This window comes from Candidatus Azoamicus ciliaticola, assembly GCF_902860225.1.
In the GTDB taxonomy this organism is placed as follows: domain Bacteria; phylum Pseudomonadota; class Gammaproteobacteria; order UBA6186; family Azoamicaceae; genus Azoamicus; species Azoamicus ciliaticola.
Genome location: NZ_LR794158.1, coordinates 202,019 through 216,407 on the forward strand (window position 1 = coordinate 202,019; position 14,389 = coordinate 216,407).

The following is a 14,389-nucleotide window of genomic DNA, read 5'->3' on the forward strand; positions in this document are numbered from 1 at the left end:
TTATTTTTTCTCAAAATAAAAAAATAAAAAACTAAAAAAAACAAACACAACCCAAATAAACATGGATAAACATACATAAAAGTTATTAAAAGAACTAACATTTATTCCAAATAAATCAGTAATATCATTTGGTATAAAATAAAATATAGAAATTAATCTAAACATTTCTGCTGGATTGAAAAATAATAAAAAATTCAAAAAATAATTAGAAATAGAACCATAAAATAAAACAACGAAAAAAGTAAAAATAATGTCATAAACAAAAATAAAAAATAGCCAAATAAAAATACTTAATAAAATAACAAAAGTTCTATCTTTTGATGAATTTGAAACGTACAAAGCAAAAGAATTAAATATAAAACTTAACCAAATTGAAACTAAAACAAATTTAAATAAAACTAAAAATTTAATACCTAAAAAATAAAGATATAAAAATACAGGTAAAAAACCCAATAAAAATGATATTGTAAAAACAATACAATTACCCAAAAGTTTGCCAAACATAACTTCTAATAAAGTTACTCTATAAGATAAAATAAGATCTAATACGCCAGATTCCCTTTCTGATAAAATTGCATCATAAGACAAAATGAAAGAAAATAACGGTATAAGATACATTTGCAAATGTATAATAGATAAAGACAAAGATCTTATGTCCGTTTGAGAATAATCACCAGAAATTATTTCACCAAAATAAATTATTATAAAATTCAAAAAACAAAAAATAACAGATGACAACAAAAACCAATGATTTTTAATATTGAAACCAAATTCTTTTTTTGCTATTACATAAGCATTATTAATATTCATGATAAATTTAACAACATGTCCTCTAAAATTTTATTATCGATTCTAATATCTTTAATAAATATTTGCATATCCAAAAGAAATAAAATTAAATCTAAAATAGATTTATTATTAGCCCTACCATATACAATGTTATTATTTTTAACATTAAATTTTGGAAATTGCTTACTTAATAAAGATAAAATAACATCATTTAAAAACTCAATTCTTATATAAACTTCTTTAAATAAAAAACTATCATCATAATCAAATGAATTAATATCAAATTCTTTTATAATCACACCATTAGACAAAATAAGCACATTATCAACATTACCATATATTTCAGTTAAATGATGACTAGATATTAAAACTATGGTTCCATTATCTGCTAATTTCCTTAAAATGCTATAAAACATAGTTATGCTACCGCAATCAAAACCATTAGAAGGCTCATCAAATAAAACTACCTTTGGATTGCCTATAATAGCTTGAGCTAAATTTAATCTCTGTTTCATTCCCTTAGATAACGCTTTTACTTTTTTATTTGAATGCTCTAATAAAAAAACAGTGCTCAAAATTTCATCAAAATTAATATTATAATATCCCTTTAATTCGGCAAAAAAACATAAAACATCTCTAACATACATATCTTTATATAATTGCAAAAATTCAGGCATAAAGCCTAACTCTTTTTTATAAAAAAGAATAGTATCATTATTAATATTAACATTATTATAGTAAAAATTCCCAAAACTAGGATTATACAAACCAGTCAAAATTTTAAATAAAGTAGTTTTACCAGATCCATTTATGCCTAATAAAGCCGTTATTCTACCACCTAAAATCTTAGCACTTAATTTTTTTAAAATAAAAACATTTTTTTTATAAAAAAATTCAACATTTTTTAATTCTATAGAATTTTCACTTACCATATAATTGGCCTCATTAAAGGATAATTATCAATAATAGAAAACTTTCTAAAAGATGGAAATTGATTTTCTATCTTTTGTAACAAAACCAATGCTGGACTATTAAACATAATTTTTAAAATAGGATAAGACGATAAAATCCAATCACTAATATTAGTAACATAAAACTTTTTATCACCAATTCCATCAAAATTTAAATCCCATCCAACATAATTAGACCAAAAATTACCTATACTATTAGAATTCCAAACAATTTTTCTATTATCTAAAAATTGAACCTGTAAATTATTACTTATGAAATTATTATCATAAACCAAATTATCATCACTACCACTATAAACTTTCATACCAACATTATTTTTAATAATGTCATTATTAATAACATCATTAAAATAACTATCTCCAAATAAAACACCATCTTTATTATACAAAGATTTATTTCTTAAAATTCTACTGTACAAAACATCTCTGAAAAACAATCCATGAGTAACATTAGAATATGCAAAATTATTTATTAAATCAACATATTTGGAATACATAACAGCTATGCCTATCATAGAATCACATACTATATTAGAAACAACATTACATTTATTACTAAACATATAATGTATTCCAAATCTAACATTAGTAAAAATATTTCTATTTATAGAAACTTCATTGGAATTAGTTATATAAACACCATCTCTACCATTAATAATGAAATTATCAGCTATAACAGAATTAATATTCCTATATAAATGTAATGTATTACCTCTATCTGATAAAATATCATCAAATCCACCTATAAAAATATTATTAAAAAAATAATTACATGTTGATTCATTTGACCATAAAGAAAACCCACATTCAGAAAAAAAGTTATTAATAATGTTAACATTACTACCATTTATAAAAATACACGAATCAGATACAGACATATCTTTACCGCTGTTATAAAATAATATCCCCTTAACATTAACATTAGAACTTTCTATTGTAAGAATGTTGCCAACACCACCAGACGTTAAAACAACGTTGCCATTAGAAATAAAATTTATAGATTTATTAATAACAAAATTACCAACATATACGCCAGACTCTAAAATAATAGACTCACCATTTTTAGAATTAGTAAGTGCTAATAATAAATCATATGAATTATGAACATGCTTATTTGAATTAGCACTAACATTGAAAAAGAAAAAAATAAATATAAAAATTAGTATTTTATCCATACACCTGTCTCATATTTATCCCAAACTTTTTTACTAATAAGTGGTGGACAAACTTTATTATTATACATGTTATTAACACATGTAAAACAACCAAAACATTCTTTAGGGTCTATCTTTCCATCATCGCCTATGGCTTTAGAATTACAAGTTTTACCACATTTTTGACAAGCACCACAGGAATTTCTTCTTTTCAATCTAAAAATAGTTAAAAATGATAAAGCAGATAAAAACGCACCAAGTGGACATAAAATTCTGCAAAAAAACCTATACATGAAAACACTTATTATTAATAATGAAAGTGTATAAAATGATATATACCATGGCCTGTTAAATATTCCAACACTCCAAATAGTTTTAAATGGTTCAACTTCTGAATATAACTCAGCAGTAGCAACGCCCTTATAAATAGCTATAAAAATTAAAAAAAATAAAATTAAATAACGTAAATAACGTATTTTATTAAAAAACCTATCACTAAATTCTAAACTACGATCATTAAAAATAAGAGATCTAACTTTAAACAAAATTTCTTGCAAAGCTCCAAAAGGACAAACCCATCCACAAAAAATAGATTTTCCCCAAATAAGTATTGTTGATAAAATCATTATCCATCCAACGCACAAATATGGATCATATAAAAAAACATCGAGTTTTTTTATTGCATAAAGATTAACAACAGATGGTTGCCCACGTAATAAAACGCCTATTATATATACATCTAATAACAAAATAAAATTATAAATAATTGATAAGTAAAAATTATTTTTAGAAATTACATCTCTAAATATGAAAACAAATACAACGAAAATCCATAAAGAACATAGCAAAGATATATTAAAAATTTTAGAATGCCAATGTTCAATTATCTTGTTAGTCTTATCAATTAAAAATACTTCAGGAATTTTATATTCTATAGAAAAAGTTTTATAATTTAATAATAAAATTAAATTCCATGATTTCCAAGGTTTATATTTAGAATTATTAATAACAAAAATACCACTTTCTCTGTAATCATCTATATCAATTAAATTTAAATTATAAACATTTTTAAAATCACTATCTCTAAAAGTAAAAATATTACCATCCTGCTCTATTCTAAACCTATCAAAAATACCGCCTCTAACAAAACCACTGCCCTTAAAGCTCCATGTTCCATTATTTAATATAAGAATGACAGACTTTCCTTCAAAATCATTAAATAAATCATCGTAATAATCAACCCCAAGCAAATTTTTACCAATAGATTGATGAGTTAAATCAGAAAAATAAATATCAACCAACAAATTCTCGCTTTCACTTTTGCTAACAACATTTAAAAACTGATCCAAAGCATAATGTTTAACAGCCTTTATTGATAATAAATCATTCCAAGAATATTTTTTAAATTTATCATTTAATCCGCCTTCAGAAAATGAGTTTTCTATAATACCAAATTTAAAAGCAATTTCTCTAGCAGACTCTAAAATAGTTTCATGTAAAATTAAAGAAGTAACTGTAGCTCCAGCTATTATAGGTATACTAACACCACCAGTAACGTCTTCACCTATAGCTAATTTTTCTTCAACATTCTTACCTTTATAAAATGCAACAGCTTCCAATAATTTTTCAATAGGAATGCCTGTTAATAAAATTGGTTCGCTATGTTTAACTAATTTTAAATCATTAATAATTCCATTTAAAGATAATGATATTAAAATTTCTAAAGGCTTACCGGAATACGCTACTACACTAACAATATCCGTAGTATAAAATAAATAGCTAATAAGTTTATCTTTTCCATGTACATCTTCAGTAAAAAGCTCTAAAACTCTATTATCTTTAGAACTAACTAAAAGCTTAGTATTATTTTCAAGCTTAAAATAACAATCCCTTTCAAAACAAGAAATATTACCATTATCTAAAGATAAATAAGCAGCATTTACATTACAAAAAATATATATACTTAATAGCAAAAAAATGAGCCTTATTTTTAAAATAAGGCTCAAAAACTTGTCAATGAAAAAAGCTAAAATCATTTTATTCTAATGAACTAACAATCTTCCTCTCATTTCCAAATGCAATGCATGACAGAACCATGTGCAATAATACCAAAAAACACCTCTTCTAGTTGCTCTAAATGTAACAGATGCAGTTTCTCCTGGCGAAACACCAAAATTCAAATTATGTTCACTCAAACAAAATCCATGAGTTAAATCTTCAACTTTATCTAAATTAGTTTGAACAATTGTAACTTCATCACCTAAATTTACATCTATAACTTTTAATCCATAATTTGGAGCTATGCTAGACATAATTGCAAAAACTTTATCATCCTTTCTAACAATTTTATTAGCACCAAATTCTAACCCTAAATCTTGGACTAATTTACGTTCATAAGCAAATTTTCTATCATTTATATTCCAAATTTTCACTGTTTTTATTAAAGATCTATTAACAATCAAAGCATCATGTGGTTCAGGTGCTACTGGACCATCATGTAATAATTTCATTCTACCTTCAGATATACCTATCAACTGATCATTATCTGGATATGATGGACCTACAGGTAAAAATCTATCTTTAGAAAATTTGTTCAAAGAAACAACATAATTGCCGTCAGCATCTTTAGTTTCACTCATAGATGCATTTATATGACCTGGTTGATAATGAACATCTAATTTTTGAATTAAATAATCTTTATCACCCTTTATGGCTTTATCTATATTCCACATACAAACCATAGAATCTAAGAATAATGTTGTATAACAATTACCTCTTCCATCAAAAGCTGTATGTAATGGTCCTAACCCTAATTCAGGTTCAGCCAATATACAATCTTTAGGGGCAATTTTTCCAGCAAAAGCATCTGCAATTTTTTCTATAGATATTACAGAAGCTGTTGGTGATAATTTACCTGAACATATAGCATATTTGCCATCTGGAGATATATTTACACCATGAGGATTTTTTGGCACAGGTATATATAAAACATAAGGATTTTTACCTCTACCATCAATTATAGGAGCATCAGACTCTTTAAATTTTATACCCTTACCTTGATTCACTGCTTCTTCTATTTTTTCTAAATTAAATACTGTTAAATGATCTCTATCAGCAGACATCATATCTTCTAACAAAACACCTTCTTCAGAATTATAACAAGTACCCATTGAATACTTACCTTGATAATCTGTTGCACATAAATCCAAATTACCATCTATCATAACTTGCCATCTTACTTTCATTGTTTTAGCATCTATGCATGTATGTAATGCAACATATTTATCAGGATTTTCTATATCTCTACCATCATTAGGTAATGGAATGGCAAACTCACTATTACAAAAAACAGCATCTAATTTATGTCTAGATGTAAATAATCCATGTGTACCTTGAGCATATGGAACTTTTGTTATAGCATCTGTTTCCATAACATCTAATCTTACTCTAGCAACTCTTCCTGTAGATTTATCATTTATAAATCCAAATTTACCATCATAAGTCCCATTGTTATAAGATAAATGAAGATGATGTGTATCTCCAACAGTATAACCTTTCAATATTTGCTTGCTATAATTAGTAATGCCCCAACCATTAGTGCAATCATAATTAAAACAAGGAATTAACTTAAGTTCTCTCATAGATGGAACAGCAAGAACCCTTACCTCTCCAGATTGCCCTGAAGACCAAAAACCATAATATTTATCTAATTCACCAGGATTAACTACATGGCTAACAACTTTCTTCTTACTAGCTGCTTTCACAACGTTCATAGCGCCAGATGCAAAATAAACTGCTGCAGCTGCAACACTTACGCCTAAAGTTTTTCTAAGAAAACTACGTCTATCTTTTGACATAACTAAATTATTTTTATTCATTTACTTTCTCCAATAAAATACTTAATATTAAATATATTCAATATATTTAATATTAGTATTTATATAATACACAATTTTTAAAAAAACCTTAAGATTTTAAAAAAAAATATATGAAAAAAATTAACAGTATAATAGTATCAAGCGAAAATGAAAAAATAATAACAAACTTAAGTAAAAATATAAAAGAAAAAATTATTTTACTTAATAAAAATATTTTTAATTTAGAAAAAATAATGAAAAATAATAATAAAATTATTATATATCCAATTAATCTTGAAGAAAAAAATTATGAAAAAGAAAAATCAATTTTTTTAGAAATAACTACAAAACATTTAAACGAAATTAAAAAAATAATAATAGATACTAAAGAACCTAAATACGCAAAAACATTTCAAAATATTAACAATGAAGAATTTATTAATACATTGAAAAATGACATAGAACATGTTGTAAATTTATTAAAAATGTTTTTTAATCAAAAAAATAATGTTAAAATAATAATTTTAATTCATAAAGAAAAGACTGAAAAAAATGATTTTTTAACTATAAAATCATGTATAAATAAATTTTTAATAGAATTAATGAATAATATTAACAAAAATAATATAAATGTGAATTGTGTATCAACAGAAAACATAAAGCTAAATTATAAAAAAAATATATACCCATTCAAAAAAAATACAAATCTTAAAAAGATTTCCGACTTAACAAAAGTTTTTAAATTCATATTTAAAAAAAATATAAAAAATAAAATAATAATAGCTTAATTATTTTTTTATAAAAAAACGCATAATAGCACTTCTAGAAGAATAATTATTATTTAATTCTTCTATAGATGGCTTAATAAAATTAACGAAAGATTTCAAAACTAAAGAATTATTTTTGAAAAAATTTTTAATTATCTTATCTTCTAGTGAATTAAAGCTAATAAACAATAAAACGCCAGAAGAACTAAGCGAGTCGAAAATATTTCTTAAAAATGAAAACAAAACAGACATATCATTATTTATAAAAATTCTTACTGCTTGATATATTTTATTAAAATAATTCATATAATTTTTACTAGAACTACAAACTTTAAATAAAATTTTATAAAAATCATCCGAAGTTCTTATTTTATTTTTTTTTCTAAAAAATAAAATCTCACTTACAATAGCTTTAGAAAGCTTTAAATTATCAATAAAACTAAAAACAATCACCAATTCATCTAAACTAGCAAAATTAAACCAATCAACAGCTCTAATATTTTGATTTAAATCTAACCGCATATCTAAAAATCCATCTGTTTTAAATCCAAAGCCTCTGTTAAAATCTAATAATTGATAATTAGATATACCAAAATCAACTAAAATACCATTAACTTTTCCAAATAAATTATTGTCATAAATAATATCTGAAATTTCATCAAAAGCACATTTATAAAAAAAAAATTTCTTTTTAATAAAAAAAAATTTTTTTCCAAATATAAAAAAGTTAGATAAATCTTTATCTATCATTTTTAAAGAAGCATGTCTATTCAAAAATTTAGACACAACAAAAGAATGTCCACCTGTTCCAAATGTACAATCAAAATAAATGCCATTTGAAATAATATCCAATCCTTTTAGCACTTCATTTAACATAACAGGAATATGCATAAATTTTTCAATTAAAAAATAAAAAATAAAAAATTAAATAAACAAAAAATAAAAACAAGAAAAATAAAAACAAAAAATTAAATAAATAAATAAAAAATAAAAATTTCTCTACAAAAAATAAAAATCTTTCTATAAAAAATAAAAATAAAAAATCCACAACAAATAAACAAAAAAACAAATATTTTAAATAAAAAAATTTAATTTTGAATAAAACAAAAAAACTATAAAATAATAAAAAAATACCCACTAATTCTAAACACCTAACCTAATAAATCTTTTTCTTTTTTTTTTATCATAACATCTATAGTATCTATATATAAATCAAATATCTTTTGTAATCTTAAAAAAAATTTTTTTTCATCATCCTCTGAAATTTTATTAGATTTTAAAAAAAATTTAACATCTTGAGTTATATGCTTTCTAATATTACGCATAGAAACTTTTGTATCTTCACTTATCTGTTTAACTTTCTTTAAAAAAAATTGTCTACGATCAGTGGTAACAATAGGAAAAACAACCTTAATAGAATCACCAACAACACTTGGATTCAAATCCATTTTTAATTTTATAATTTCATTACACATCAAATTTATATGATTTTTTTCAAAAGGCTTAATAAATAAAATATTACCAGATTCAATAGTCATAACAGAAATATCATCAAAAAATAGTTTATCTCCATTATAAATAATAAATAAAGCTCTAACTAAATTAAAATTAACCTTATTAAGAACCATTTTAGAAAATTCAATTTTCAAAAGCTCAATACTTTTTTTTAACTTATCTTCCATAAGTGCAAAAAAATCATTTAACATAAATATACCTAACTATTACCTAAACAAAAAGTTGTAAAAGAAATAATATTACATCTAGAAGCTATAACTTGTTTAAGTTTTTTCTTATTATCTTTAACAAAATCTTGCTCTAACAATACGTTATCACTGTAAAATTTATTTATTTGACCATCAACCATTTTAGTTAACAAGTCTAAACTTTTTTCTGGATATTTATTTTTAAGTTTATCAAAAGATATTTGTTTTTCAGATAATAATTCATCTTCTGGAATATTAAAAATATTCAAATATTTGGGCTTCATAGACGCTATTTGAATTAAAATTTCTTTTGCTAAAAAATTATCATCTTTATCAATATTCAAAATAACACCAAGTTTATTATCAAAATGTAAATAACTAAATAAAAAATTACTTTGAGAAAAAAATTTAACAACGCGCTTTAAAATTAAGTTTTCTCTTAATTTTAAAATTAAATCAATTTTTAAATCATTCAATTCTTTATTTAAAACTATTTTATCATCATTCATAATAAAATTTTTACCTAAAAAATCATTAGAAACAAAATATTTACATAATTTATCAACATAATCTAAAAAATCTGAAGATTTAGCCACAAAGTCTGTTTCGCAGTTAACTTCTAGCATTACACCATCATGTTTACTTTCATCAATAAAAATAGATATTACACCATTATTAGCTTGTCTATTAGATTTACTTTCCATTATTGATGCACCACTCTTTCTTAAATATATGACGGCTAAATCAACATCATTATTTGACTCTAATAAAGCCTTTTTACAATCAATTATACTTATACCTGTTAATTCTCTTAATTTTTTAACATTATTTAAAAAATCTGACATAAAATACCTTAAATCTTTTTACTGAAAATAATAAAATTATAAAAAGTTTCTAAATAAAATTTTATAGCATCTGTAGAATCATCATTGCCAGGTATAACATATGTAACCAAGTCAGGATTACTATTAGTATCTACAATTCCTATCACAGGAATAGACAATCTATTAGCTTCCAATAATGCTATTGACTCATAATTAACATCAATTATGAATAAAACATCTGGTAATTTATCCATATTTCTAATGCCCTCTAAACTTAACTTCAATTTATTTAATTTTCTATTTAAAATTAAACCTTCTTTCTTTGTAAACTTATTTTCATTATTAGAACTTAATTTAATTTCTAATTCTTTTAACTTATCTATGGAATTTTTAATAGTTTTATAATTTGTTAATAAACCACCTAACCAACGAAAATTAACATACGGCATATTCATTTTTTCTGCATATTCTTTAATCAATTTTCTAGCTTGTTTTTTAGTGCCAACAAATAAAATAACTCCATTATTTTTTATAACATTTCCAACAAAAACTAAAGCCTCATTCAACATTTTTAATGTTAAATCAAGATTAATTATACTAATTTTATTATTCATACAATAAATATACTTAAACATTTTTGGAGACACAAAACGTTTTAAATGTCCAAAATGAACCTTAGAATTAAATAAATCTGATATAGGAATATTGTTCATAAAAAAATCCTCGAACAAAAAATAAAAATTTTTTTTTCATATTACTATGATACAAAAAAAAAATAAAAAAGTGAAATTAAAATGAAAAATTATATTAAAAAAAAAATTGAAATAAACAAAATTAAAAATGCTTGCAATTTAGCAGCAAAAGTTTTGGAAATGATAGAAGAACACATAATAGATGGTGTAACAACAAACCACATAAATAATATTTGTCATAAATATATAACAAATGAATTAAAAGCATATCCAGCATCACTAAATTATAATGGATTTCCAAAATCTGTATGCATCTCAGTTAACGAAGAAGTGTGTCACGGAATACCAAATGAAAAAATATTGAAAAATGGTGATATTATAAACATAGATGTAACGATAATGAAAAATGGATATTATGGCGATACAAGTAAAATGTTTACAATAGGCAATATTTCAAATGAAGCTAAAAACCTAATTAAAATAACTCAAGAATGTTTATATAATGCGGTTAAAAAAATAAAACACAATGAAAACTTAAGCATAATAGGAAAAACAATAGAATCACATGCTGAAAAATATAATTACAAAATAATAAAAGAATATTGTGGCCATGGCATAGGAAAAAATTTACATGAAGATCCGTATATATTACATTATAAAAATGATAAAAATAAAATAAAAATATATACCGGTATGATTTTTACTATAGAACCAATACTAACAACAGGTGATGGGAAAACCATACTTTCTAAAGATGGATGGACCGTACTAACTCAAGATAAATCTTTATCTGCACAATGGGAACATACAATTTTAGTAACTGAAAATAGTTATGAAATATTAACATTAAGAAAAAATGAATTTTTTTATTAGGAGTAACAAATGGAAAAAAACCCAATAACACAAGAAGGTTTTGAAAAATTAAAACAAACATTAAATAAGTTAAAAACAATAGATAGAATAAAAATAATAAACGATATTAAAACAGCTCGTGAATATGGTGATTTAAAAGAAAATGCAGAATACCATGCTGCTAAAGAAGCACAATATTTGTTAGAAAAAAAAATACAAGAACTTGAAAATAAAATAATAAATGCTCAAATTATAAATAGTTCAGAAATACATCAACATAATAAGATTTATTTTGGATCAATAATTGAATTAATCAATATGCACGATGATAAAAAATATAAATATAAAATAGTTGGTGAAGATGAAGCGGATATTAAAAATAATAAAATATCAATAAAATCACCATTAGCAAGAGCACTCTTACAAAAATCAGAAGGTAATATTATAAATCTAGAACTACCAAATGGTGTGATAAAATATAAAATAATTGCAATAATAAATGCATAAATAAAATAATTTTATTAAAATTTTTAAATATGATAAAATTCAGAACCAAATAAACAAAGGAGAATATTTTGAATAAAACAATAAAAAATATAATACTTTGGGTAGTAATTGGAGTTGTACTTATATTTGTATTTAGTAATTTTGGACAAAATAACACCAATCAAAAAAAAATAACATATTCACAATTCATAGAAAAAATACAAAATGGTGAAATAAAACAAATAATGATTGACAAGCAATTAATAGACGGTATAAGTAAAAATGATGAATACTTTTCAACATATGCTCCAACAATGCTAGATCAATATACTATAGATGAAGAATGGATAAACAAATATAACATAAATATAAAAAGCAAACAACCAGAACAACAAAGCGTTCTTTTACACATATTTATAAGTTGGTTTCCAATAATAATATTTATAGCTATTTGGATATTCTTTATGCGACAATTACAAGGTGGTGGAAAAGGAGCTATGTCTTTTGGGAAAAGCAAAGCAAGATTAATAAGTGACGAAAAAATTAAAATAACATTTAAAGATGTTGCTGGCGTAGATGAAGCAAAAGAAGAGACGTATGAGTTAATAGAATTTTTGAAAAATCCATCTAAATTTTACAATTTAGGCGGAAAAATACCAAAAGGTATTTTATTAATAGGACCTCCTGGAACAGGAAAAACATTACTAGCGAAAGCCATAGCTGGTGAAGCAAAAGTACCATTTTTCACAATATCTGGATCAGATTTCGTTGAAATGTTTGTAGGCGTAGGAGCATCAAGAGTAAGAGATATGTTTGAACAAGCAAAAAAACATTCACCATGTATAATTTTCATAGATGAGATAGATGCTGTAGGCAGGCATAGAGGTGCTGGCTTAGGTGGAGGCCATGACGAAAGAGAACAAACTTTAAATCAATTGCTAGTAGAAATGGATGGCTTTTCAGACAATACTGGTATAATAATAATAGCTGCAACAAATAGACCAGATGTATTAGATCCAGCTTTACTAAGACCAGGAAGATTCGATAGACAAATATCTGTAAACTTACCAGATTTGAAAGGACGAATAGACATACTTAAAGTACATATAAGAAAAGTTCCAATAGATAAAGATGTTAACATAGAACTAATAGCACGCGGCACTCCAGGGTTTTCAGGAGCTGATTTAGCAAATTTAATAAATGAATCAACATTATACACAGCTAAAATAAATAAAACTTTGGTAAATATGGAAGCACTAGAAAAAGCAAAAGACAAACTCTTAATGGGTGTAGAAAAGAAATCACTAATGATAACAGAAGAAGAAAAAAAATTAATAGCTTATCATGAAGCTGGCCACACTATAGTAGGTCTTTTAAGCCCAGAACATGATCCAGTTTACAAAGTAACAATAATACCAAGAACAATGGCTTTAGGAGTAACTATTTTTTTACCAAAAAATGATAAATATTTGCATAATAAAACACAATTAGAAAGTCAAGTAACAAGCTTATTTGGTGGTAGAGTAGCTGAAGAACTGATATATGGAAAAGAAAAAATAACAACTGGGGCAGCAAATGATATAAAACACGCCACAGATATTTCAAGAAAAATGGTAGTAAAATGGGGATTATCTGAAAAAATAGGGCCTATAAATTTATTTGAAAATGATGAAGAAGTGTTTTTAGGTCATCAAATAACGCGTCATAAAAATATATCAGAAGAAACTGTTAAACTTATAGACAAAGAAATAAAAAATATAATAACATTAGCTTATTTTAGAGCAACAAAAATATTGACAGACAATATAGATAAATTGCATATAATGGCTGATGCATTAATAAAATATGAAACAATTAATGTAAATCAAATATTAGATATTATGAGTGGAAAAGATTTAACAGAAAAAAATGATTAATAAAGATATGAGAAAGATATGCTTAATTTTTTATTAACTTTTCATATAATTTTGGCCGGATTATTAATTACATTTATATTAATTAACAAAGGGAAAGGTTCTGAAATTGGAGCAACATTTAATAATAATATAGATTTTATGAGCTCTAAAGAATCAAATTCATTAATAAAAAAAATAATAATAATACTTACTATATTATTGTTATTATCAATAATTTTTATAAACATAACTAATAATAAGCAAAAAAATAATCAAGAAAAAGAAATAGTTAAAATAATAGAAAAATAAAAAAGCCGGTGTGGTGAAATTGGTAGACACGCTGTCTTGAGGTGGCAGTGGCTAATGCCGTGCCGGTTCAAATCCGGCCACCGGTAAACA

14 protein-coding genes and 1 tRNA gene are annotated in these 14,389 nt (G+C 24.0%); 6 read left to right on the forward strand and 9 right to left on the reverse strand.

Annotated features, from left to right (window positions below):
• The 5 genes from ESZ_RS01290 to nosZ are packed head-to-tail and all read right to left on the reverse strand — an operon-like array spanning nucleotide 1 to nucleotide 6,792.
• On the reverse strand, nucleotides 1–810 hold the full coding sequence (locus ESZ_RS01290; RefSeq protein ID WP_176604979.1) for an ABC transporter permease subunit: 810 nt from the start codon (nucleotides 808–810) through the stop codon (nucleotides 1–3).
• Nucleotides 807–1,721, reverse strand: coding sequence for an ABC transporter ATP-binding protein (locus ESZ_RS01295; protein ID WP_176604980.1), 915 nt, complete (start codon nucleotides 1,719–1,721; stop codon nucleotides 807–809). The genes ESZ_RS01290 and ESZ_RS01295 overlap by 4 nt, the downstream gene beginning before the upstream one ends.
• Nucleotides 1,715–2,935: a NosD domain-containing protein gene (locus ESZ_RS01300; RefSeq protein WP_176604981.1), complete on the reverse strand. Its 1,221-nt coding sequence runs from the start codon at nucleotides 2,933–2,935 to the stop codon at nucleotides 1,715–1,717. Before ESZ_RS01300 ends, ESZ_RS01295 begins: the two co-directional genes overlap by 7 nt.
• Nucleotides 2,920–4,950, reverse strand: coding sequence for a 4Fe-4S binding protein (locus tag ESZ_RS01305; RefSeq protein WP_176604982.1), 2,031 nt, complete (start codon nucleotides 4,948–4,950; stop codon nucleotides 2,920–2,922). The genes ESZ_RS01300 and ESZ_RS01305 overlap by 16 nt, the downstream gene beginning before the upstream one ends.
• 6 nt (nucleotides 4,951–4,956) lie before the next feature.
• A complete protein-coding gene (gene nosZ / locus ESZ_RS01310; RefSeq protein WP_176604983.1) occupies nucleotides 4,957–6,792 on the reverse strand; it encodes a TAT-dependent nitrous-oxide reductase in 1,836 nt (611 codons plus the stop codon).
• A 110-nt stretch (nucleotides 6,793–6,902) separates the two neighbouring features.
• Between nosZ and ESZ_RS01315 the strand changes: the two genes are divergently transcribed.
• Nucleotides 6,903–7,559, forward strand: coding sequence for a hypothetical protein (locus tag ESZ_RS01315; RefSeq protein ID WP_176604984.1), 657 nt, complete (start codon nucleotides 6,903–6,905; stop codon nucleotides 7,557–7,559).
• On the opposite strand, the gene rsmH is transcribed toward ESZ_RS01315, so the two are convergent.
• The 4 genes from rsmH to rpsB form a co-directional block, all read right to left on the reverse strand.
• Complete coding sequence (gene rsmH, locus ESZ_RS01320; RefSeq protein WP_176604985.1) at nucleotides 7,560–8,429, reverse strand: 16S rRNA (cytosine(1402)-N(4))-methyltransferase RsmH; 870 nt, start codon at nucleotides 8,427–8,429, stop codon at nucleotides 7,560–7,562.
• A 260-nt stretch (nucleotides 8,430–8,689) separates the two neighbouring features.
• A complete protein-coding gene (locus ESZ_RS01325; protein WP_176604986.1) occupies nucleotides 8,690–9,244 on the reverse strand; it encodes a ribosome-recycling factor in 555 nt (184 codons plus the stop codon).
• An 8-nt stretch (nucleotides 9,245–9,252) separates the two neighbouring features.
• The gene (gene tsf / locus ESZ_RS01330; protein ID WP_176604987.1) at nucleotides 9,253–10,086 is read right to left on the reverse strand and encodes a translation elongation factor Ts; all 834 of its coding nucleotides are present in this window, start codon (nucleotides 10,084–10,086) and stop codon (nucleotides 9,253–9,255) included.
• Between the two features lie 8 nt (nucleotides 10,087–10,094).
• Nucleotides 10,095–10,778, reverse strand: a complete 684-nt coding sequence (gene rpsB / locus ESZ_RS01335) for a 30S ribosomal protein S2 (protein WP_176604988.1) — start codon at nucleotides 10,776–10,778, stop codon at nucleotides 10,095–10,097.
• Between the two features lie 81 nt (nucleotides 10,779–10,859).
• On the opposite strand from rpsB, the gene map reads away from it, so the two are divergent.
• The 5 genes from map to ESZ_RS01360 all read left to right on the forward strand — a co-directional run bounded on the left by map (nucleotide 10,860) and on the right by ESZ_RS01360 (nucleotide 14,385).
• Nucleotides 10,860–11,630, forward strand: coding sequence for a type I methionyl aminopeptidase (gene map / locus ESZ_RS01340; protein ID WP_176604989.1), 771 nt, complete (start codon nucleotides 10,860–10,862; stop codon nucleotides 11,628–11,630).
• A 9-nt stretch (nucleotides 11,631–11,639) separates the two neighbouring features.
• A complete protein-coding gene (gene greA / locus ESZ_RS01345; RefSeq protein ID WP_176604990.1) occupies nucleotides 11,640–12,116 on the forward strand; it encodes a transcription elongation factor GreA in 477 nt (158 codons plus the stop codon).
• A gap of 68 nt (nucleotides 12,117–12,184) precedes the next feature.
• Nucleotides 12,185–14,011: an ATP-dependent zinc metalloprotease FtsH gene (gene ftsH / locus ESZ_RS01350; protein WP_176604991.1), complete on the forward strand. Its 1,827-nt coding sequence runs from the start codon at nucleotides 12,185–12,187 to the stop codon at nucleotides 14,009–14,011.
• 18 nt (nucleotides 14,012–14,029) lie between these two features.
• A complete protein-coding gene (gene secG / locus ESZ_RS01355) occupies nucleotides 14,030–14,299 on the forward strand; it encodes a preprotein translocase subunit SecG (protein ID WP_176604992.1) in 270 nt (89 codons plus the stop codon).
• Nucleotides 14,300–14,303: 4 nt separating this feature from the next.
• Nucleotides 14,304–14,385 (forward strand) — tRNA-Leu (locus ESZ_RS01360).
• The last annotated feature ends 4 nt before the right edge of the window (nucleotides 14,386–14,389 follow it).

Excerpts from the sequence above, each read along its gene's own strand:
- ESZ_RS01290 (WP_176604979.1), bottom strand. The coding sequence starts at position 810 with ATGAATATTAATAATGCTTATGTAATAGCAAAAAAAGAATTTGGTTTC.
- ESZ_RS01295 (WP_176604980.1), bottom strand. The coding sequence starts at position 1,721 with ATGGTAAGTGAAAATTCTATAGAATTAAAAAATGTTGAATTTTTTTAT.
- ESZ_RS01300 (WP_176604981.1), bottom strand. The coding sequence starts at position 2,935 with ATGGATAAAATACTAATTTTTATATTTATTTTTTTCTTTTTCAATGTT.
- ESZ_RS01305 (WP_176604982.1), bottom strand. The coding sequence starts at position 4,950 with ATGATTTTAGCTTTTTTCATTGACAAGTTTTTGAGCCTTATTTTAAAA.
- nosZ (WP_176604983.1), bottom strand. The coding sequence starts at position 6,792 with ATGAATAAAAATAATTTAGTTATGTCAAAAGATAGACGTAGTTTTCTT.
- ESZ_RS01315 (WP_176604984.1), top strand. The coding sequence starts at position 6,903 with ATGAAAAAAATTAACAGTATAATAGTATCAAGCGAAAATGAAAAAATA.
- rsmH (WP_176604985.1), bottom strand. The coding sequence starts at position 8,429 with ATGCATATTCCTGTTATGTTAAATGAAGTGCTAAAAGGATTGGATATT.
- ESZ_RS01325 (WP_176604986.1), bottom strand. The coding sequence starts at position 9,244 with ATGTTAAATGATTTTTTTGCACTTATGGAAGATAAGTTAAAAAAAAGT.
- tsf (WP_176604987.1), bottom strand. The coding sequence starts at position 10,086 with ATGTCAGATTTTTTAAATAATGTTAAAAAATTAAGAGAATTAACAGGT.
- rpsB (WP_176604988.1), bottom strand. The coding sequence starts at position 10,778 with ATGAACAATATTCCTATATCAGATTTATTTAATTCTAAGGTTCATTTT.
- map (WP_176604989.1), top strand. The coding sequence starts at position 10,860 with ATGAAAAATTATATTAAAAAAAAAATTGAAATAAACAAAATTAAAAAT.
- greA (WP_176604990.1), top strand. The coding sequence starts at position 11,640 with ATGGAAAAAAACCCAATAACACAAGAAGGTTTTGAAAAATTAAAACAA.
- secG (WP_176604992.1), top strand. The coding sequence starts at position 14,030 with ATGCTTAATTTTTTATTAACTTTTCATATAATTTTGGCCGGATTATTA.